Source organism: Nitrospira sp. (assembly GCA_016788885.1).
Lineage (GTDB): Bacteria > Nitrospirota > Nitrospiria > Nitrospirales > Nitrospiraceae > Nitrospira_A.
In genome coordinates this window covers 125,914-145,528 of record JAEURX010000036.1, presented here as the reverse complement: position 1 = coordinate 145,528, position 19,615 = coordinate 125,914, and the positions used below count along the sequence as shown (strand labels likewise).

Sequence of the window (19,615 nt, the reverse complement as noted above, 5' to 3'; positions counted from 1 at the left end):
TCCTCTGCCACGTGATGCCACTTCGAGGCTGAACATTGGGACCTGATGAGAAGCGATGGATCTGGAGGGAACACCAATGTGAAATGATGGTATTTGAGTTGTCCGTAGGATTTCGTGTGCCTCTTGCACATACGTAGTCAAAGGATTACAAGTGGTGCGAAGCCGTCGTCGCGCGATGAGGTTCACCCGGTGGGAATCTGGGGTGCCCGATGTCGCGGAGGATATTCCGTGGTCGCACAATGGTGTGATCAGAGATGATGCCCCTGCGACTCAGTCGGCCAGTGTGCCGTTGACTGCTGACACTTTTATCGTGAGGACAATCATGCCCAATAAAAACACGCCGTATCATCCGATCATCTACGTTCGTGGGTATGCGATGACGCCTTCGGAGATTGATGAAACCACCGCGGATCCGTTTTGCGGGTTCAATCTTGGGTCGACCGTCTATCGGGCGGTGTCGGAAAAAGATCGTCAACCCAGGAAGTACGTCTTCGAATCGCCGGTGGTGCGGCTCGCGTCGGAATTCGGGTATCGTGATGTCTACGAAGACGGCTACGACATTCTTGATCCTGAGTGGAGCGACGATCCGGACAATACGCTCCCCAGCCGGTCGATCATCGTGTACCGCTATTATGATGAGGCTTCGCGTTTGCTCGGCCTGGGTGAGACGCCCCCCATGGAGGTCTTTTCAGCCAAATTGGGAGAGCTCATCCTTCGGGTGCGTGATCTGGTCTGTGCCAATGCGGACAACGGGGTGACGAAGGAGGCGTTCCGCTGCTACCTCGTCGCGCATTCCATGGGCGGGCTCGTCTGCCGGGGGCTGCTGCAAAATCCGAAAAACGATAAGAAGGGCGCGGCAAAATATGTGGACAAGTTTTTCACCTATGCCACTCCACACAACGGCATCGACATGGCCGGAATCAACGTACCCTCGTGGCTGAGCAAGGGCGATATGAACAACTTCAATCGCGAGCGAATGACGGAGTATCTTGATCTCAAATCCGAATACAAGAAAACCGGGGATGTGGACTGGATCCCTGAGGAACTGTTTCCGTCAGAGCGGGTGTTTTGTATGGTCGGTACGAATCGTATGGATTATGGGGTCGCGCTTGGCTTATCGCGCACCTTTGCCGGCCATGGCAGTGATGGGTTGGTGCGGATTGAGAACGCTACGCTCAAAGGCATGAAGGCCGATGGTTCCCTCAGTGCTCCTTGCGCGAAGGCCTTCGCCTATCGGGCCCACTCGGGGTTCTTTGGCATCGTGAATAGTGAAGAAGCGTATCAGAACCTCATCCGCTTTCTGTTCGGCGACGTACGTGTCGACATTTGGGTGGATGTCGAGGCGTTTCGCTTACCGAAGGAAGTGGCGCAGGCGGCCAAGGACGGCCAGGACATCAGCGCCCTGTACCAGTTTGAGTTACTGGCTTCACCGCGCGGAAAGTTGTGGTATCTCACGCGCCGCACGGCGGAAGAGGATTCGGTCGCCTGTCTGACGCACAAGGAATGGGCATCGGCGCCGAAGAAAAACGGATCGCAGTTCCTGTCGACGGTCTTCCTGGCCAACCGAGCGAAGGTGAATAAGAAGCGGCGGTCGCTCTCATATGCGGTGTCACTCGGGGTCCGTGTGCCTGATTACGAGATCGAGAAGAAGCTATGGGTCAATAAACATTACGAGGGCAGTTATTTGTTCCGAGACTCGATTGTGCTGGAGTTGATTCCACCTGCCGGTCAAGGCGAGCGGTGGAAAGTCACGTACGCGTGGCAGGGCCAAGGAACGAGTACTGCCGATACGGAGATCGATCCGAAAGCGATCAAGGGCGGGAAAATTGAGATTCAGGTCCCCTTTGACAGTGGCACCGCTCCTGGAATGAGTGGCCGGTTGCGGTTCGTCATTTCAGCTTGGAATGCGGATGCGGTGATGGATGACAAAGGGGAGCCGCTCGGTTCCGGCTCATGAGCGGCACTCGGTAGCGTGAGACGCGCCCTGGTTGGTAGGGGGCCCTGTCTTTGTTGTCATTCAGAATCCGCCGCCAGGACCTGGAAGATATTTCTTGTCCGGTGGCGTGGTGGGGCGAGGTGCCGTGTGTCCAAGGCTACTCCGTCCCGCCCTGTCTTTCCTCAAATGTCCCGGTCCCGCAGCTCAGCTTCCCATACATCATGCCGAAGTATCCGCAGTAGGCACCAGCCTTGAAGGCCCAATCTCTTCGGGTAGCTTGCTCGATCCGGCCTTCGTGGACGACGAACGACACGGATTGTGAACCGACAGGAAGCATCGCGGGCAGAGGGACAATGACGAGATACAGCACCATCCCGGACCACCGTAGGCCACCGGTGCTATAGATCCATTCTTCCTTTCCGTCGTCGCGTTGCTCAATCTGGTCAGGCTCACCCCATCGCGTTCGGAGTTCCCCGGCTGTCTTGAGATTTGTGTCCGTGTCCGCCTTGCGTAAGTTGATGGCGCCCCTGATCTGTTCGATCTTCGGCTGCTCGCTGGATTCGGTGCGGGTTCCGAGCGTCCAGGCGCCTAATCCGACGCAGCCGTGCACCGACGCGGCGACGGCGATCCCTAGCACAAGCCTCAGATATCTGGGCATCGCGTCCTTTCTATGTGAATACGAGGCTGAAGCCTACTCAGATCTCTCGGGTAAAAAAAGACGGACATGAACGAGTTGCCTTGTGCTCTGGTCCCGAGGCGAGACGATCCGCCGGTTCCCTCCCCCTTCCAAGGTAGGATACCGGTCAGCCGCCTGGTCTCGATAGGATCCGCCAGAGGGAGGCGATGATGGCACCACGTCGGTATGTCCGAACCTACTACCGGTTTCCGCTGCGTGTTCCTGTCATTTTTGGAGGAGCGCCGTTTGTCGGCGAAGGGCTCTTGAGCAACCTGTCGTTGAAAGGTTGTTCGGTGACCTGTGATCGGGAAGCGTTGTGTGGAAGTGAAGTGCGCGTGAGCATGTTACTGAACAATGAACCCGCTGCCTTGCCGGTCGAACTCGGTACCATCAAATGGGTGAGGGGAAATCAGTTTGGCGTGGAGTTCCTGCGCGTACCGGTGGACGCACAGCAACGCCTCAATCGCGTGTTGCGGCTGGAATTGATCGACTGGTTGGAGAAACGACATCGTGACAGCACGTCACGGAGATCAGCCGGACACACGCCAGAAACTCCCGGGTGAGATCTCGCGTTCTTTGTTCTGTGTCCCGCTCGACACCTCTTCCGCTTGTCCACGGACCGCATGATGTCGCATCTCTTGGACGATTCGCCCGAAATCGTGGAGTCCGTCGCACGATTCCTGTACACTGTGGACCTTAGCAGCAGATACGGTTTCGCTGTGTCGGTTCAACGCCGGCAGCGCCGTCTCGCACAGAGCCGTCTCATCGCTTGCCGATGGAGTCCATGGCTTCCGAACCGACCTCGCCAGATCAGAAGGTCATCGACGAGTCCCGCCAGGGCCCACACTCCTGGTGGTCCCACCTGGCTGAATGGCATCCCACGCTGTTGACCGCGGTCGTCCTCGCCATGGCGACGGGGTTGCGCATGACGCTTACTCCGCTATGGGGGGCTGGCTACACCTTTATTACGTATTATCCTGCGATTATGTTCGTGGCAGTGGCCTGTGGCTGGCGCCACGGTACTGGTGCGACGCTCGTGTCGGCGGCATTGTCCGCATGGTTTTTTCTGGATGTGCCGGGCTCGCCTCATGAACAACAGGTGGCCGTGGCCGTGTTTATCGCCGCCAATCTCATCATTGTATCCCTATCCGAAGCCATTACCAGGGCGCGTCTTCGTGCGCAAGCAGAAACCTCGCAGATGCGGGAAGAGGAGCAACAGTTGCGGTTGGAAATCGAGGCTCGCGCCAAGGTAGAGCAGCGGGTTCGTGCCAGCCAGCGGCAGATGCAGTTCGTGACGGATCATGCCCCGGTACTCATTGCACAATGCGGCACAGATTCCCGATACCGCTTCGTCAACCGGCAATATGCGGAACTGCTGGGACACACTCCGGAACAGCTGATCGGCCGGCATCCGAGCGAGGTGCTGAGCGCGGAGGCCTATCGGCATGCGGCGCCCTACATCGCAGAGGCGCTGGCTGGGCGACAAGTGCGATTCGATCAAGAGTTTCTCGGTGCCGCGTCCGGCCACCGTCTCCTGCAAGTCACGTTTGCGCCGGAATGCGATGAGCGCGGAACCGTCACGGGTTTCATCGCCGCGATCGTCGATATCACCGAGCGAAAGCGGGCGGAGCAGGCGCGGGCGACGTTAGCGGCCATTGTCGAGTCATCGGAGGATGCCATCGTCAGCAAGGATCTCCACGGGATCATCACCAGCTGGAATCGGGGCGCTGAACGGCTGTATGGGTATAGTCAGCAGGAGGCGGTTGGGCGACCGGTGACGATGTTGGTGCCGGAGGATTTGCTTGATCACGAGGTGCCGATTCTCGAACGGATCGCCCGTGGCGAAGCGGTCCAGCAGTATGAAACCGAGCGACGAAGAAAGGACGGGACACGCATCCATATTTCCCTCACGGTGTCGGCTATTCGAAACGATGAAGGCCAGATCGTGGGGGTGTCGAAAGTCGCCCACGATATTACGGAGCGGAAGCAGGCTGAAGCCGCGTTACGCGAAAGTGAAGAGCGCCTGCGCCTGTTTATCGAGCATGCGCCCGCGGCCATCGCGATGCTCGACCGGCAACTCTGCTATGTGGCCGTCAGCCGGCGGTGGTCGTCGGAATACGGTTTGGAAGGGGACGTGGTGGGACGATCTCACTATGACGTCTTTCCTGATGTTCCCGAACGGTGGCGGGTTGCGTATCGGCAGGGATTGGCTGGTTCGGTCACATGTGCTGATGAAGATCGCTTTGAGCGTCAAGACGGAACTGTACGCTGGATTCGCTGGGAAGTCCGCCCCTGGCGAGACAAGGGCGGCGGTGTTGGCGGGATCATTATTTTTGCGGAAGATATCACGGCGGGAAGACTTGCGGATCAGGCGCTGCGTGAAAGCGAGGCGCAGCATCGTGCCACGTTTGACAATGCGGCGGTGGGCATCGCCCATGTCGGACTGGACGGACGTTGGCTGCGCTGCAATGAGGCCCTCTGTGCGCTGACCGGGTATGCACGGGAAGAACTGTTGGGGAGAACGTTTGCCGACATCACCTATCCGGAGGATCTCGAGCCGGACTGGGCCGCAGTGCGCCGTTTGTTGGCGGGTGAATTCGAGACCTTCTCCATGGAGAAACGCTATATCCGGAAAGACGGCTCGCTCATATGGGTGCAGTTGACGGTCTCATTGCTGCGAGACGCTCATGGGTGTCCTCAGCACTTCATCTCGATCGTGCAGGATATTCAAAGCCGGAAGGAAGCGCAGGCGCAATTGCTTGGGCTTGCGGATGATCTGGAGCGGCGTGTCGAGGCGCGAACCAGAGAGTTGGCCGATTCGCAAGAACGGCTGCGGGCGTTGGCCACCGACCTCAATCTCGCCGAGCATCGCATTCGCAAGCAGCTCGCTACGGACCTGCATGATTATCTGGCGCAGCTGCTGGTTCTGAGTCGCATCAAGTTGGGGCAAGCCAAACTGGAAGAGGTGACGCCGGCGGCAGCCCAGGCCATGACGGAAGTACAGGAAGTGATGGACCAGGCGTTGGCCTATACGCGAACGTTGGTGGCCCAACTCAGTCCCCCCATCCTCAATGAGTTCGGCCTGCTCATGGCGTTGCGGTGGCTGGCGGATCGGATGCAGCGTGAATTGACGGTCGTGCTGTCGTTGGAGACGATGACGGAGAGTCTCCCCCTGTCCGAGGAACAATCGGTGTTGCTGTTTCAGTCTGTCCGCGAACTGTTGATGAACATCGTCAAACATGCGGGGACAAACGAAGCCATGATCAAGGTGGTGCAATCCGTGGGGGCCCTGGCTATCACGGTGTCTGATCGCGGTGCCGGTTGCGATCTTGTGGCGGCTGAAACAGGATTTGAGACAGGGTTCGGGCTGTTCAGCATTCGCGAGCGGATGAAAGCCCTTGGCGGGTCCTTCGAGGTCACGTCGATGCCGGGTGAGGGAACGGTCGCCACTCTGACGTTGCCATTGGAACGGCAGAATTCAGCGGTTGCGGAACCGGTGGATGAGGAGGCTGCGCGCGTGGCCCTTGTCGAAGCGGTCTCGCTCGAACCGGGGATGGTCGGAGTTCAGCGATCAGGCCATGTCCCTTCGCTTGGGCATCCGAAGATCCGGGTGGTGCTGGTTGATGATCATCAGATGTTGCGCCAGGGGCTTCGGACCATCGTGAATGCACATCCGCAGCTGGAGGTGGTCGGCGAGGCAGGTGACGGGTTGGAGGCGATCGAATTGGTCCGCACCCTGAAGCCTGGCGTGGTCGTGATGGACGTCAACATGCCTCGATGCGACGGGGTGCAGGCAACCAGGCGGATCAAGGAGGAATTTCCGGAGATCCACATTCTCGCCTTGTCCATGCACAATTCCCCCGATATGGTCGAACGCATGCAGCAGGCCGGCGCCTGCGGCTATCTCACGAAAGAGAGTGCAGGGGGACAGTTATGTAGGGCCATTGTGGAGGCGACGGTGAGCACGCCGTAACCGGCAAGAGCGATCGTCGTGGAGGGTCTGTGGGGTGATGCCCCTTAGTGTAGAGGTTGCTGGTGAGTGAGTTGTTCGGCCAGCACGTCGAAGATTTTCTCCGGTACGAGCTCTTTCGGCAGGAACGCGTTCGCACCGACAGCCCGCAGCGCCGCTTCGACTTCCCGACTGGTGTGGCACGACATGCCAATCACGACGGTGTTCGGGAGCAGTGCGCGAATACGCCGCGTGGCTTCGACCCCGTCCATGCGTGCCATGCCCACGTCCATCAGCACCACGGCAGGGCGAAGGGTCTGCGCCAGCTGAGAGGCGGCGATGCCGTCCGCCGCTTCGCCGATGACCTGAAACCCCGGTCGCTTGTTCAAGATGGTCCGCAAGGTGTCTCGCAATTGCAGGTTGTCATCCACGACGAGAATATCGATCATGAAGCGCCTCAGTCGGGTGAAGAAAAGGCCTCTCATGGTCAGGCTAGCACAAGTGTGAGATTCCGAGAACGATATTGTGGAAGTTGCCGGGTATGCCGACGCGCAGTCGTTCTTGACGCGCCTGTCGGTGCGGTGTAGGGTCCACCAGATTTGTTCCGGATCGAACGTCCGACATGCTTGGTGCCAGGTGACGGGGAGCGGCAAGCCCGCTCAGACGGAACCAGGCGTATCAAAGAGGAGCAGGACTGAATATGGGAATAGGTGAGCGAGGACCGATGGTGGCCATTCTGGTCGGCGGGGGGCCGGCACCCGGGATCAACAGCGTCATTGGCGCCGCGACGATTCGCAGTATCCTCGGCGGGTGCGAGGTGATCGGGATTCAGGATGGCTTTAAGTGGATCATGGCGGGCAACAGGGACAAGATCAAGCGGTTGACTATTGAGGATATCAGCCGGATCCATTTCAGTGGCGGGTCCTGCCTGGGCACGGCGCGCGCCAATCCCACCCAAAAGCCGGAATACCTCGATGCCTGCTTGGCCAGCCTGGATGCGCTCGGGGTGACGAAGCTGATCACGATCGGCGGGGACGATACGGCGTTCTCGGCCCTCAGGTTGGAGCAACGGGCGCAGGGACGCCTGCAGGTGGTGCACGTGCCCAAGACCATCGACAACGATCTTGATCTTCCGCACGGGATTCCGACCTTCGGGTTTCAAACAGCGCGGCACATCGGCGTGGAACTGGTCAAAAGTTTGATGGTCGATGCGGAAACGACCTCACGTTGGTATTTTGTGGTGACGATGGGGCGCAAGGCCGGTCATCTGGCATTGGGCATTGGTAAGGCCGCCGGGGCAACGCTGACGATCATCCCGGAGGAGTTTCGCCGGAAGCCGATTCGGCTGAAGACCCTGGTGGATATTCTGGTGGCAGCCTTCATCAAACGGCTCGCAGCCGGCCGTTCCGACGGTGTGGCGGTCCTTGCGGAAGGCCTCGTCGAATTTCTCGATGAACGGGACTTAGAAGGGTTGGACGATGTCGAACGTGACCAGCACGGGCATGTGCGTCTGGCCGAAGTCAATTTTGGCGTTGTGCTGAAGCGCGCCGTGGAGAAGGAACTCCGTACGTTCGGCGTAAAGACCACCATTGTCGACAAGAATATCGGGTATGAACTGCGGTGTGCAGACCCGATTTCCTTCGATATGGAATATACGCGCGACTTGGGCTATTGCGCGGCGCAGTTTCTTCTGGATGGCGGCACTGCGGCCATGGTGTCGATTCAAAACGGCCGGTTCATTCCGATTCCGTTCGGTGAGATTCTTGATCCGGCGACTGGCCGCACTCGCGTGCGGATGGTGGATATCGAGTCCGAATCATACGCCATCGCCAGGCGATACATGATTCGCTTGTCTCCTGAAGATTGGAGTCACCCACGTGTGGTGGTGCGACTCGCGACGACTGCCGGCATGGCCGAAGACGATTTCCGAAAGCGATTCGAGTACCTGATGGAGAAGGATGTTTGAAATCGACCCCGCCGTGAGTGGTGGCGCGGGGGGCGGATGTAGGAGACCGTGATGGCGACTCCTGTCGGCCCTGATGCCGAAATACAGCTCGTCTTCGAGCGGCAGCGCGTGTGGGTGTCGCCCTGGGGGGCGGCATTGCGGCGGTATGCTGTGGTGAATGCTGATGGCGGTGAAACCGATATCCTCTGGGGCTATTCCGGCGGCGCACAGAAAAAAGGCGGGCAGGGAGACGTGCTCATCCCGTTCCCGGGGCGCGTGGCCGAGGGGCGCTATCGTTTCGACGGCCACACGCTGCAACTCGAACGGAACGACAAGGAAGGACCGAACGCGATCCATGGGTTCGTACGAGCTCTCCCCTGGACGGTGCAGCAGATCGATTCGGCTGAGGTCGCATTTGAGGTGCAGTTGGATGCGGCGAGCTACGGCCCGCGTGGGTACCCCTTCTCCCTTGCAGTGAGGGTGGGGTATCGCGTGGACACGCAGGGGCTGAGCTGTGCATTTTCAGTTCAGAATGTGGGGCGAGCGGCTGCACCGGTCGGGGTGGGATTCCATCCCTATTTCACCGTGGGGACGCCGCTGGTCGACATGGCCGAAGCGAAAATTCCTGCGACCGGTTATCTGGAGTTCAACGAGCGGCTGGCCCCGACCGGCAAGGTGGTGGATGCACAGGGAACAGACTGGGACTATCGCGACTATCGACGTGTCGGCTCGCGCCGGTTCAATCATTGCTACGTTGGGTTGGAACGCAGTCCGGATGGTCTGGCCACGGCGTCCTTGCGTCACCCTGGAACCGGAGCCACGATCGACGTGGTGATGGACGGTGCCTTTTCCGCGATTGTCGTGTACACCGGCGACGCGATTGCCGATGCCCCTCGGCGTGCCCTGGCGATCGAGCCGATGACCTGCGCCACGGATGCGTTCAATCACCCCGAGTGGGGTTTGACACGACTGCTCCCGGACGACACCTTCACGGGTCGATATCGGGTGGTTGCGCGTCCCGGCTCACACCGGTAGTGCCACCTGCCTGCATTTCGACACCACCCCCTACGACGGCCTGCTGGTTTCGATGATGCGGAATCGTACTTCATCGACTTGGGTGTAGGCCGAGGTCTCTTCTCCCGCAAACAACCCGCATCGATAGAGGCCCGGCGTCCATCCCGAGGAAGGGCGCTGGAGCACGAAATACCCGGACTGATCGTTCGTCGACATGATGAGACGGTCCTGCGCCATCGCTGTGTGGGTGCCGGCCAACTCGGCTTGTTCCTTGAAACAGCGTGCGGCCAGGGGGACCTCGTCATACGAGGCGGTTACCAGCCCAAACACGAGATAGATGTCTTGCTGGCTGTCAGGGAAACTGATGCTCGGGTCCAGTGGAATATAGTCGTGGGCACCGGTTGGAGAGTCGTCGCGCATGACCCTCTGCGCGGGGATCACGAACCGAAACCAGGCGAAGTCGGCGTCTCGGCCGACCAGCGAGGCCGCCGCATCCAGCGTGTTTTGCGGCTTCAAGTGTTCGATGGCTTTCGCCGCCAGTTCAGCTTCCGGGGGGGCCGGCGTGGCCGCAGCCTCCCGTTTTGCAGCAGCCGCTGCCGCCTCGGCTTCGGCCTCGACTTCTTTGGCAAACTCCGGAACGTGCGGGCGAACCTTGTCTAACCACTGTGTCAGCATGGTCTTGTTTAGGACACGGGTCCCGGAAGGAAGCTGCACTTCTCTCGTGGATTTTTCAAATTCGAGCGTTGCATTGTAGAGGGTCTTGAATTGCATATAGGCCTCTTCCCAGCGGCCGAGTTCCACCAGGCACTGGCCCATGCGAAACGCCGTCGTCGTATGTTCTTCATCGGTCGGGTCGAATTCAGCGGCGGGCTGGGAGAAAGCGAGCGCTTCCTTGCATCGACCGAGCCCCATCAGGATCAGGCTCAAATGCTGGTTGGCCAATGGGTCCATCGGGTTGAGGCGCAGCAACTCCCGATACACCGGCTCGGCTTCTTGAAATCGTCCGGCCTCGAAGAGCCGGTATCCTTCGGCGCGAATCATCGACCAGTCCTTGAGCTGTGTTGGGTTCGCATCCGGCGTCATGACCGGGGCAAATCGTCGGCCCCGTTCCGTCGAGCCGAAGAAGACCGTGAGCAGATTCTTCGCCGAGAGTTCGAGCGGGGAACCGGGCGTGACTCGTTCAAGGACGAATTGCACGTCACGCTCCGCGCCTTCGTAATCCAGAATGTCGAATCGCGCTCGAGCCAAGGCCAAGCGCCAATTGAGCATGTCCGGTCCGAGTTCGACGGCGTGCTTGTAGGCCTCGAAGGCGTCTTCCAGTCGGTCCAACTTGCGGAGTTCCCGCGCCAGCCGTAAAAAAATGAGCGGATTGCGGGGATCGATCCCGGCGATTCGCTGGAGTTCCGTGACAGCCTCTTCGACCTGTCCCGACCGGACTAGTACGCTCCATTTGGCCCAGCGAACATTCAGGGCGGCAGGAAGCTGTGCGAGAACGGTGTCATAGGATTGCAGCGCGGCTTCCGTGTGCCGCGAAGTCGCCAACATGTCGCCACGCAGTTGGTGCAGTGTGAGCGCGTGAGGATGGTCTTGTAGGCCTTGGTTAAGAATGTCGAGGGCGAGATCGATGGTGCCCTGTTCCCAGGCGGCTTTAGCATGTTGGGCGACCTGGCCTTCCGAGCGGAGCGTGCTGTCGTTGGCCGATACGCTCGATACAATTCCCACGACGAGCGTGAGGAGAAGCATGATTAAGCGGCCACACAACTGACCATTTCGGCTCACTTGTTGGTGGGGAAACAAAGCTCCCAGGGATCTATGTATGATCATGGTGCGTGTCTCTCGTGTGAACAACCGGTCGTCTCATTGCCCGTTCCCATTAGAGACAGGGGAAGGCTGAAGGATTCGTGGCCTTCAGGGCGCTGAGATACAAAACGTCATCTTACTGTATGAATCCACGTCCCTGCGAGGGCACCCTGGGACAAGGCACTGCGACAAAAGAATCAGCGTGATCAGGAGGAAGAGGCGTGGGACGTACTCAGCGCACGTTGACGAAACGGCCTTGGGCCATGGCTCGCAGCTGGTTGATATCTTCACTCCGCGTCACCGACAGCGGTACGGTGTGGGAAATTTCTTCAAGGAGCAGATCCGTCGTCAACGGCTGTTTGCGATGCAGGGCGCGATAGAGCGCGGCGACCACGGCCTGCTCGATTTCCGAGCCGCTGAATCCTTCGCTGGCGTCCACGACTTTCTGAAGATCGAACCCGGCGTTGTTCTGTTTACGAAGGCTGAGATGGATCTTCCAGATGGCCCTGCGTTCGCCTGTGTCCGGCAGGTCGACGAAAAAAATCTCGTCAAAGCGTCCTTTGCGCAATAACTCCGGCGGGAGTGCCGAGAGGTTGTTCGCGGTGGCCACGACGAAGACGTCGTGCTTCTTTTCCTGCAGCCAGGTGAGGAACGCGCCAAAGAGGCGTCGGCTCAAGCCCGCATCCGCCTCGCCGCTGCCGCCTCCCGCCGCCATCGCCTTTTCAATTTCATCGATCCAGAGCACGATCGGGGACAGGGATTCGGCCATCTCGATGGCCTTGCGAAAGTTTTTCTCGGACTCGCCGATAAATTTGTCGAATAACCGGCCCGCATCCAATTTGAGCAGCGGCAGTTGCCATTCGCGCGCAATGGCTTTCGCTGCCAGGGATTTGCCGCATCCCGGCACACCCACCAGCATGATGCCCCGCGGCGGGGTCAGGTTGAGCGCCTTGGCTTCGGCTGTGAATCCCACCTTCGCCCGCTCCAGCCAGGATTTCAGATTCACGAATCCACCGAGCTCGAACCGGTTGTCTTCCAGCGGGTAGTACTCCAGCAAGCCGCCATCCTTGATCGCCTGGACCTTGCGCGTGAGAATCGTCTGCACATCACTAGCGGAGAGAACCCCATCTTCGACGACACATTGGGTAATAACCTGTCGAGCCTGATGCAAGGTCAATCCCTGTAAGGCGCGGAGGATCGCGTCGCAGTCCTGGTCGGAGGGACCCATGTGCGCCGCCTTCGGGGCAGCCATGGAATTGAGGAAGCTCTGCACTACCGTGGTGGATGCCGGGCGACGGGGTGACGTTCTCGTTCCCAGGGATTGCAGGACGCTCTGAAGCATGGTTTGTAATTCCTGTCGATCCGGCAGTTGGAGGTCGAGCCGCACCGCAATTTGATCGAGGTCAAGCGGCAAGGCGATGGGATGACCGGTGACGAGACAGGTTGCGCGTGATCGGCTGAAATGCTGGCTCACCTCGCGCAGTTGGCGCGCGACGGCGGCATCCTGCAAGTGCGGGGCGAGATCCTTGAGCCAGAAAATGCCTTCGACCGTCAATCCATGGAGATGTTGAAGGACGGCGAGGGGCGTGGCGGTCAACTTGCTGAGGCTCTGTTTTTCTTCGGGCCTGGTGAGCCCTCTCGTAATCGACCACTCGAATAGCGGCATCCGTTCCTGGGCCGCCACGGATTGCAGGAGGGTCAACACCCGGTCTTCTTCCACGGTCTCGATGACAATGAGCGGGTGGGAGGAGCGGATCAAGGTGCGGAGATCATGCACGGTCGTGGAGAGGGCCATAGGAGTGTCATGCTACCACGAGGTTCAGAGCGCACCAAGCAAAGGGGGGAATGCGGTGAGCGATGACACGAAGGACACGGGGAGCATGCAACCGCCATCTAAACGTCGTTTTCCGTGAGGCAGCGACCGAGGCCTTGTTGTTCGGCCAGGTAGTACGCATAGTGGATGGCGGCTAGATTCGCGACCCGTTCTTCGGCTTCCTCGCGGCTCTCTGCCTGGACAATCTGAATGCCGAATCGCGCCGTCAGGGAATCGAGAAAGTCTATCAAGCCATTGCGGTGATACTGTCCCAATCGTCCGCCGCCGCGGTTGGCGTGGATGGCGCCTTCGATGACGAGAAACCGATGGGGGATCGCGAGAAGCGGTTCGAGTTCGCGAAGAAATTCCGGACGATTGCCTGACGGATTTGAGAAAACGGTATTCAGTTCTTCCATGCGCCGGCGTTCGACGCAGAATATCTCGGGCGCTTCCGCAATGGCGTAGTCCCCGGCTGGCAACGCTTGCTTCCGTGTTCCGGCGATCCGAATGAGTCCCTTGAATTCATAGGGTTGCGTTTCGCGCACATCCACGAGCAGATGGATGGCGGGGATCATGATTTTGGGATGACTGAACCGGGTGACGTTCAGCATCGTTTGTGGTCCACGCGGCTCCTGGCGCGGGCGCGCGGCCGGTTGAGGGCGAGCTGCCGGAGCGGGGCGCGGAGGCGGCGTTGGAGAGGCGGGAGAGTGTCTGCCGGTATCGTAGCGGGCACGGGCGACCGGGTCACTGAGCGTTTGGTAGGCCTGATTGATCAGTCGGGTGCGGGCTTCAGCTTTCTTGTGCAGCGTAGGTGAATGCACGAAGCGGTCGGGATGCCACACCTGTATTTGTTCATGCCAGGCTCGCTTGATGTCGACCTCCGTCGCGTCTGACGAAAGTTCCAGGATGGCGTAGTAGTTGGTGGTGCGTTCGGGTTGCATCGGTTTTCCTGCGTGACGAAGTGTAACGGAGTGCGACGGGAAACAGCTAGGTTGAAATGAGCGATACGCTTCCTCCTGGCGTGCCATTGTGCGAGCCTTCAAGGCGGTGTATCGTAGGCCCTGGAGACACGGATCTTTCTTATCTCAGTGGAGGCGATGCGCATGATCTTGGTGACGGGGGGCGCCGGGTATATCGGTTCGCATACTTGTGTGGAACTGCTCAATGCCGGCTCGGCAGTGACCGTGTTCGACAACTTTTCCAATAGCCACCCTGAAGCCCTGGCGCGCGTGCAACGCATCACGGGAAAATCCCTTCGTCTGATTCGGGGCGACCTTCGGGATCGGGCGGCGCTGGTCGCGGCGCTTCGGGAGAGCGGGGCGACGTCGGTTATCCATTTTGCCGGCTTGAAAGCGGTGGGTGAATCGGTGGAGAAGCCGCTGTCCTACTACGACAACAACGTGGCGGGGTCCCTGCGTCTTCTGGAAGCCATGGGAGAGTGCGGCGTCACCACACTCGTCTTCAGTTCTTCTGCCACGGTCTACGGTGATCCGCAACGCCTGCCGCTGACCGAGGATCATCCCCTCTCCGCGACCAATCCCTATGGCCGCACGAAGTTGATGGTTGAAGAGATCTTGCGGGATCTGCAGCGTAGCAATGCTTCGTGGCGGATCGGCATTCTGCGATACTTCAATCCCGTCGGGGCGCATGCCAGCGGGCTGATCGGAGAAGATCCCCAGGGCATGCCGAACAATCTCCTGCCGTTCGTGGCTCAGGTGGCGGTCGGCCGGCGCGAACATTTGAATGTGTGGGGGAATGATTATTCCACGCCTGATGGAACCGGCGTGCGCGATTACATTCACGTGGTGGATTTAGCGCTGGGGCACCTCAAGGCGTTGGATGCGCTGGCCCGCTTGGACCGGCCGGGGGAATGTTTAACGGTCAACCTCGGAACCGGGAATGGGTACAGTGTTTTGGAAATTGTCCGGGCCTTCGAGAAAGCCAGCGGAAAAGCGGTTCCCTACAAGGTTGCCCCGCGCCGTCCCGGCGACGTTGCCTCCTGTTATGCTGACCCCGGGTATGCCTTGAAATCATTGGGCTGGCGGGCCGCCCGTGGCTTGGAAGACATGTGTGCCGATGCCTGGCGTTGGCAACACCACAATCCGAACGGGTATGCGGGCTGAGGCGAGGATTGCTGATGGTGAACCGGCGCATCAACTTTCGCATGCAGGCAGGTCAGCTCATCGGCGTCTGCTTGCCCGTCGTACGCCCTCTATGCGCAGGTCTGGTCATTGGCTCCATGCTGTTCGTCACCGAAGCGCAGGCAAATCACCAGGGTCACTCCACCCACGCGGAGACGGAGGATGCTGCCGCCATAGGCGAGGGACGGGAGATTGCCGGTGCGCCGTTTCGCGTCTTTCTCAGCAAAGCGCCGGCAGCGGGTGAGGCTGGACTCGATGCGGCCGATCTCGACGCGGCCGTTCAGACTGTGATCGATACGTTGACGATCATGTTTCAGCATCGGGCCGACTATTCGCGTTTCGATGAAAGCCTGACGAAGCAGGCGCTCAAACGGGTCGTCATTGAACCAGTCGTGGTCAATGATGAAGGAAAAGCCTTTCCGTTTTTAGTGGCTCGCACGAAAGAACCGGGTCGAGTCACCCTCCTCATCAGTGCGGCGTCGCTCAAGGAGAAAGGCTACCTTCAGCATCCGAACATGTTGGTGCCGGTGCTGGCGAGGGAGTTCCAGTGGGTCGTCAGCAAGGCCGATACTGCGCCGAAAGCAACAATCCTCTCGGCAGAACGGAATCTTAGGAATGCTCCCATCCGGACGGATGCGGAGATCGGGCATCTCTCTGCGGAAGAACGGACGCAGCTTCTACACCGTCTCTTCGAGACCTACCTGAAAACAATCGACGACCTGAAAAGCCTCGACGGTCAACCGTACTATGAGGTTGGGGGGACGGTTCCCATCTCGCCGACGCAGCCGGATTCGACGACCAAGCTGTATGAGATTCGTATTCGGGAAGCGCTGCAGAAAATCGTGAGAGAGCCGTACTTCTGGGAGCATACGCCGAAAGCGGTCACAAGCCTGCTGAACGGAACCGTGTGGACGGTGACCTTTGTGAGAATCGAACAGCGGGATTGGACGACCCGCACCAGAGTGCTCCCGGAGGATAAAGCGGTGGTGGTGGGTGCACGAGAGCAGCGGATTCAGCCGGCCGCCGTTCTGGTGAATGTCCATCGCGCGGCCTCGCCAGATGATCCCTCCTATCCGGACACACGGGGACAGCTGATGGGTGCGCTGTCTGCCGATCAGTTGGCCCGGGTGATCGCGCTGGAGATTCACCAGAATATCCGGGAGAAGTCCATGAGCGGCCACACCGCACAGGATGCCCTCACCGCACCCAAGTGAGGCGTGAGCCGGACGCGAATCCCGATAAGAGTTCACTAAGGGGCGATCGATTGAGCGGAGTGCTCCTGCGTGTAGCGGACGGTCTCACGATGAAAGGCTGCGGCGTCATTGGTGGCTGGTGGCCCGGCCACGTTTCGTCTGTGCTCCGCCCGCAGATGGATGCTCCGGATCACGCGTTCAAATAGCGCGGCGTCGGCAGGACGATACCCAACTTTTGAAAGATGAATGTTGGCGTACACATCTTGTTCGACCATGCAGGCATACATGCTCTTTTGGTCCAACCGAACTCCTTGAAATCGGTGCAGCGTGTATTCGAGCGTGTGGAGAGCGGGAGTCGTCGTGAGCACGATGTCATGTCCACGGCTCACGACCGGGCCCTGGCGGAGGGCGTGCAATTGTTCGAGACAACCGGCAGAAGAAGCGTTGCCCTGAACCGGCCCCATCGCAATCGAGAGATTCAAACCGGTAGCCGGGTGTGAGGCGGTGAGGTACCGGCGCCCGTCTGTTTTGATCTGATCCCGTTCGATCTGTAATCCCTGAAACTCGATGGCCAACTCGATGCCGCTCCCCGGCTGCATCTTGGCCAGGAGCGCCATGTCCGGTTCTGCAAAGGCCGGTGACGTGTCGATGAATCCTGCCAGCAAGAACAGGCAGAGCCTGAGTGCCGAGTGCGATGCGTCGTTGCGGTGCGTCGTCGCGATGTGTCGTGTGTACATAAGGTCTCCTTCGCGAAAAACGGTACGTGCCTAGGGTCAGTGTAGGGCGAAGGGGCGTGCATCCCAAGCGAATTGCTCATTCGCACGTCGAGTGTGTGGGGATGCTACGTAGGGAACAGTCCCCAGTCGCAGAGGCGTGTCACGGGTCCGGTCATGGAAGAGGAAAAGGCTTTGGCGTGGGCCGCGATGCCGGTACACTGAGCAGGCAAGTGATCTCGTCCCTGATCTCAGGCCTGCACTCCTCGATCATGCCATCATTGTCCCGATTGAAGTCCGGTCTGCCGTGGTTTCTCGCCGGTGCCACCCTCTCTGCCGTCTGTTTCGGATTGCTCTCTTCCTGGTTCATCATTGTCAACGACTGGCTGGGGCTTGGGCTTATCTATGACACGCGACCGCAGTGGCTTGTAGCCGGGATGACGGTCGCATCTCTGCTCCCCTGGCTATCGATGGCACTGATGGTGCTGCTCAGGCACTGGCGAGGTCCTGCCTACAGAGCGACGGCGTTCGGTTCCGGTATCGTGGCACCGTATCTTCTGGCCCTGGCTAGTGTGTTCCTCCTGCCGACCTTGGAAGATCATTGGCATCGGCGCGGATTCGATTCCGCGTTGTGGAAAGCCAATCAGGCAGATGATCCACTGTGGCCGGATCGACTGTGCATGGTTGACGACTTGCTCGCGCGGGTGACGTTGGTCGGTTTGCCGCAGGAGCGTGTGGTGGAATTGCTCGGGCCAGGCGACAGGGACTCTGTTTCGAACGGGTGGAATGCGGTCTACTATTTGGGGCCCCAGCGCGGAGCCTTTCGAATGGAGGAGGAAGCGCTGGCTGTGCGGTTTGGCCCCGAAGGGCGTGTGGTGGAGTATCGAATCCTGGCCGATGAGTAGCGCAGATGAGGTTCATTGTTTGGTCGTACGTCTCTTTCCCTTCTCCCTCTCCTCTCATTTCCCTGATGCCGTGCCTTGAACAATCAGACGTCATCGATCGTCGACGATCGGTCAGGTCCGGCATCTCCAGGGGCAGATTCGGCCTTTTCTGTAGTCGGGTTCCATTGCGGTGTCATACGTCGTTCTACAAATGCTCGTAAATGGTCCTATTCTCGCATTTGGCACATCTCTCACCTTGACCTCACCTACGTCTCCGTGTATTTTGCCGACCTGCTCGCTTATCCTACGTAGTCTTGCGTTGTTTCTGCGGTCGAGCCGAGGCGCGGGTTTTGAGCTGCGCTCTGCTCGTCTGGCGGTCTGGTAACGTCCTAGGCGTGGCTGGATGCCCCGTTTCGATGAGGAGGGAAACATGAGCCGAGTTGGCGGGCTCGTATGTGTGTTGGTGGCCCTCTGGGCCGGTGTCGGATCGGGATATGCGGCGGCAGAGTCCTCGTCAGGAGCCGGTGAAGAAACGATGCGGATCATGCATGTCGTCTTGGCCGGGGCTGTGCCGCTGGAACGCGCCCGCGGATTGGTGAATGAGGCACAGGCCGCGGGATTCACGGCAATTCAAGTGCTGTTGACGGATGGTGTTCAGTTTGAACGGGCGCCCTGGAAGCCGGCGAAGGGGGCATGGAGCAAAGCGGAGTTTCTTTCGTGGGTCGCCTATGCGCGTGCGCACGGGTTGGAGGTCATTCCCGAGGTCAAACTGCTCACACATCAGGAGCAGTTCTTTCAAAAACGGCAGCCGCATCTGATGTTCAATACCGTGTCGTACGATCCCCGGAAGGACGCGACCTATACCGTGGTGTTTGCGTTCCTCGACGAGGTGATCGAGGCGCTGCATCCCAAGGCGATTCATATCGGGCATGATGAGGCGTTCGGATGGACGGTGGGGCAAGTGTCAAAGTGGCTGAAGTTGGGGGAGGTCATGATTCCCGCAGAATTATTCGTGCAGGATGTACGGCGGCTGCATGCCTATCTGACGGCCAAAGGAGTCGCGACGTGGATGTGGGCCGACATGCTCCTGAGTCCGACCGAGTTTCCGGGAATCCCGCCCCGGTATCTTCACGGCGTGGCCGACGGGTACGGCAAGCCGCTTCGTCAGCAACTGCCGCGCGATATTGTGATGTGTGAATGGCACTATGGCGAAGAAGCGGTACAGTTCCCTTCGATAGCCGTGATGCAAGGAGAAGGATTTCGCGTGATCGGCGCGACCTGGAAACGGGAGGTCACCACGCGCAATTTTAGCCGGTATGCCTTGTCCCGCCATGTCTATGGCTTGATGGCCACCACCGGGACGCATGTGCAACAGAACGACTCCGACCTGGTCAGTTGGATCATCCAGGCATCGGGAGCGCTCTTCCGCAACCCCGATGCGGTCGTGCCGCCCATGCCGGCCCCGGTTGGCGCCTCGGAGGGAAAGGGCTAAGCAAGACACTGTTCACGTAAGCTCCGGCCTCAGCCGGCTGCATGTTCAGCAACACCATG

General features: G+C 59.4%; 15 protein-coding genes. 9 read left to right on the top strand and 6 right to left on the bottom strand.

Annotated elements, in window-relative coordinates; all coding sequences use genetic code 11:
• The first annotated feature begins 322 nt into the window (after window positions 1-322).
• Window positions 323-1,957 (top strand): hypothetical protein, encoded by a 1,635-nt coding sequence (locus tag JNL86_09405; GenBank protein MBL8043120.1) that lies wholly within the window; start codon window positions 323-325, stop codon window positions 1,955-1,957.
• 136 nt (window positions 1,958-2,093) lie between these two features.
• On the opposite strand, the gene JNL86_09400 is transcribed toward JNL86_09405, so the two are convergent.
• Entirely contained in the window at window positions 2,094-2,594 is a 501-nt protein-coding gene (locus tag JNL86_09400) for a hypothetical protein (GenBank protein MBL8043119.1), read from the bottom strand.
• Between the two features lie 185 nt (window positions 2,595-2,779).
• On the opposite strand from JNL86_09400, the gene JNL86_09395 reads away from it, so the two are divergent.
• Together JNL86_09395 and JNL86_09390 are read left to right on the top strand one after the other, a co-directional pair.
• On the top strand, window positions 2,780-3,175 hold the full coding sequence (locus tag JNL86_09395) for a PilZ domain-containing protein (protein MBL8043118.1): 396 nt from the start codon (window positions 2,780-2,782) through the stop codon (window positions 3,173-3,175).
• Between the two features lie 221 nt (window positions 3,176-3,396).
• Window positions 3,397-6,585 carry a PAS domain S-box protein gene (locus JNL86_09390; protein ID MBL8043117.1) on the top strand — a complete coding sequence of 1,063 codons (3,189 nt, stop codon included), beginning with the start codon at window positions 3,397-3,399 and terminating at the stop codon, window positions 6,583-6,585.
• 44 nt (window positions 6,586-6,629) lie between these two features.
• On the opposite strand, the gene JNL86_09385 is transcribed toward JNL86_09390, so the two are convergent.
• Window positions 6,630-7,010, bottom strand: coding sequence for a response regulator transcription factor (locus JNL86_09385; protein ID MBL8043116.1), 381 nt, complete (start codon window positions 7,008-7,010; stop codon window positions 6,630-6,632).
• A gap of 251 nt (window positions 7,011-7,261) precedes the next feature.
• On the opposite strand from JNL86_09385, the gene JNL86_09380 reads away from it, so the two are divergent.
• A complete protein-coding gene (locus JNL86_09380) occupies window positions 7,262-8,527 on the top strand; it encodes a 6-phosphofructokinase (protein ID MBL8043115.1) in 1,266 nt (421 codons plus the stop codon).
• A gap of 51 nt (window positions 8,528-8,578) precedes the next feature.
• Window positions 8,579-9,541, top strand: a complete 963-nt coding sequence (locus tag JNL86_09375; protein ID MBL8043114.1) for a hypothetical protein — start codon at window positions 8,579-8,581, stop codon at window positions 9,539-9,541.
• 30 nt (window positions 9,542-9,571) lie between these two features.
• On the opposite strand, the gene JNL86_09370 is transcribed toward JNL86_09375, so the two are convergent.
• The 3 genes from JNL86_09370 to JNL86_09360 all read right to left on the bottom strand — a co-directional run bounded on the left by JNL86_09370 (window position 9,572) and on the right by JNL86_09360 (window position 14,074).
• Complete coding sequence (locus tag JNL86_09370) at window positions 9,572-11,263, bottom strand: tetratricopeptide repeat protein (protein MBL8043113.1); 1,692 nt, start codon at window positions 11,261-11,263, stop codon at window positions 9,572-9,574.
• Window positions 11,264-11,552: 289 nt separating this feature from the next.
• Window positions 11,553-13,115, bottom strand: a complete 1,563-nt coding sequence (locus tag JNL86_09365) for an AAA family ATPase (GenBank protein ID MBL8043112.1) — start codon at window positions 13,113-13,115, stop codon at window positions 11,553-11,555.
• Between the two features lie 98 nt (window positions 13,116-13,213).
• On the bottom strand, window positions 13,214-14,074 hold the full coding sequence (locus JNL86_09360) for a DnaJ domain-containing protein (protein MBL8043111.1): 861 nt from the start codon (window positions 14,072-14,074) through the stop codon (window positions 13,214-13,216).
• Between the two features lie 162 nt (window positions 14,075-14,236).
• Between JNL86_09360 and galE the strand changes: the two genes are divergently transcribed.
• The gene (gene galE, locus JNL86_09355; protein ID MBL8043110.1) at window positions 14,237-15,256 is read left to right on the top strand and encodes a UDP-glucose 4-epimerase GalE; all 1,020 of its coding nucleotides are present in this window, start codon (window positions 14,237-14,239) and stop codon (window positions 15,254-15,256) included.
• A gap of 14 nt (window positions 15,257-15,270) precedes the next feature.
• On the top strand, window positions 15,271-16,488 hold the full coding sequence (locus tag JNL86_09350; protein ID MBL8043109.1) for a hypothetical protein: 1,218 nt from the start codon (window positions 15,271-15,273) through the stop codon (window positions 16,486-16,488).
• Window positions 16,489-16,523: 35 nt separating this feature from the next.
• Here the strand turns inward: JNL86_09350 and JNL86_09345 are convergent, their stop codons facing one another.
• On the bottom strand, window positions 16,524-17,204 hold the full coding sequence (locus JNL86_09345; protein MBL8043108.1) for a hypothetical protein: 681 nt from the start codon (window positions 17,202-17,204) through the stop codon (window positions 16,524-16,526).
• A gap of 248 nt (window positions 17,205-17,452) precedes the next feature.
• Here JNL86_09345 and JNL86_09340 point away from each other — a divergent pair, with 248 nt between their 5' ends.
• Both JNL86_09340 and JNL86_09335 read left to right on the top strand, forming a co-directional pair.
• Window positions 17,453-18,085: a hypothetical protein gene (locus JNL86_09340; protein MBL8043107.1), complete on the top strand. Its 633-nt coding sequence runs from the start codon at window positions 17,453-17,455 to the stop codon at window positions 18,083-18,085.
• 409 nt (window positions 18,086-18,494) lie between these two features.
• A complete protein-coding gene (locus tag JNL86_09335) occupies window positions 18,495-19,556 on the top strand; it encodes a family 20 glycosylhydrolase (protein ID MBL8043106.1) in 1,062 nt (353 codons plus the stop codon).
• Window positions 19,557-19,615: the final 59 nt, after the last annotated feature.

Coding starts and splice junctions, on each gene's coding strand:
- JNL86_09405 (MBL8043120.1), top strand. CDS start 323: ATGCCCAATAAAAACACGCCGTATCATCCGATCATCTACGTTCGTGGG.
- JNL86_09400 (MBL8043119.1), bottom strand. CDS start 2,594: ATGCCCAGATATCTGAGGCTTGTGCTAGGGATCGCCGTCGCCGCGTCG.
- JNL86_09395 (MBL8043118.1), top strand. CDS start 2,780: ATGATGGCACCACGTCGGTATGTCCGAACCTACTACCGGTTTCCGCTG.
- JNL86_09390 (MBL8043117.1), top strand. CDS start 3,397: ATGGCTTCCGAACCGACCTCGCCAGATCAGAAGGTCATCGACGAGTCC.
- JNL86_09385 (MBL8043116.1), bottom strand. CDS start 7,010: ATGATCGATATTCTCGTCGTGGATGACAACCTGCAATTGCGAGACACC.
- JNL86_09380 (MBL8043115.1), top strand. CDS start 7,262: ATGGGAATAGGTGAGCGAGGACCGATGGTGGCCATTCTGGTCGGCGGG.
- JNL86_09375 (MBL8043114.1), top strand. CDS start 8,579: ATGGCGACTCCTGTCGGCCCTGATGCCGAAATACAGCTCGTCTTCGAG.
- JNL86_09370 (MBL8043113.1), bottom strand. CDS start 11,263: ATGCTTCTCCTCACGCTCGTCGTGGGAATTGTATCGAGCGTATCGGCC.
- JNL86_09365 (MBL8043112.1), bottom strand. CDS start 13,115: ATGGCCCTCTCCACGACCGTGCATGATCTCCGCACCTTGATCCGCTCC.
- JNL86_09360 (MBL8043111.1), bottom strand. CDS start 14,074: ATGCAACCCGAACGCACCACCAACTACTACGCCATCCTGGAACTTTCG.
- galE (MBL8043110.1), top strand. CDS start 14,237: ATGATCTTGGTGACGGGGGGCGCCGGGTATATCGGTTCGCATACTTGT.
- JNL86_09350 (MBL8043109.1), top strand. CDS start 15,271: ATGGTGAACCGGCGCATCAACTTTCGCATGCAGGCAGGTCAGCTCATC.
- JNL86_09345 (MBL8043108.1), bottom strand. CDS start 17,204: ATGTACACACGACACATCGCGACGACGCACCGCAACGACGCATCGCAC.
- JNL86_09340 (MBL8043107.1), top strand. CDS start 17,453: ATGCCATCATTGTCCCGATTGAAGTCCGGTCTGCCGTGGTTTCTCGCC.
- JNL86_09335 (MBL8043106.1), top strand. CDS start 18,495: ATGAGCCGAGTTGGCGGGCTCGTATGTGTGTTGGTGGCCCTCTGGGCC.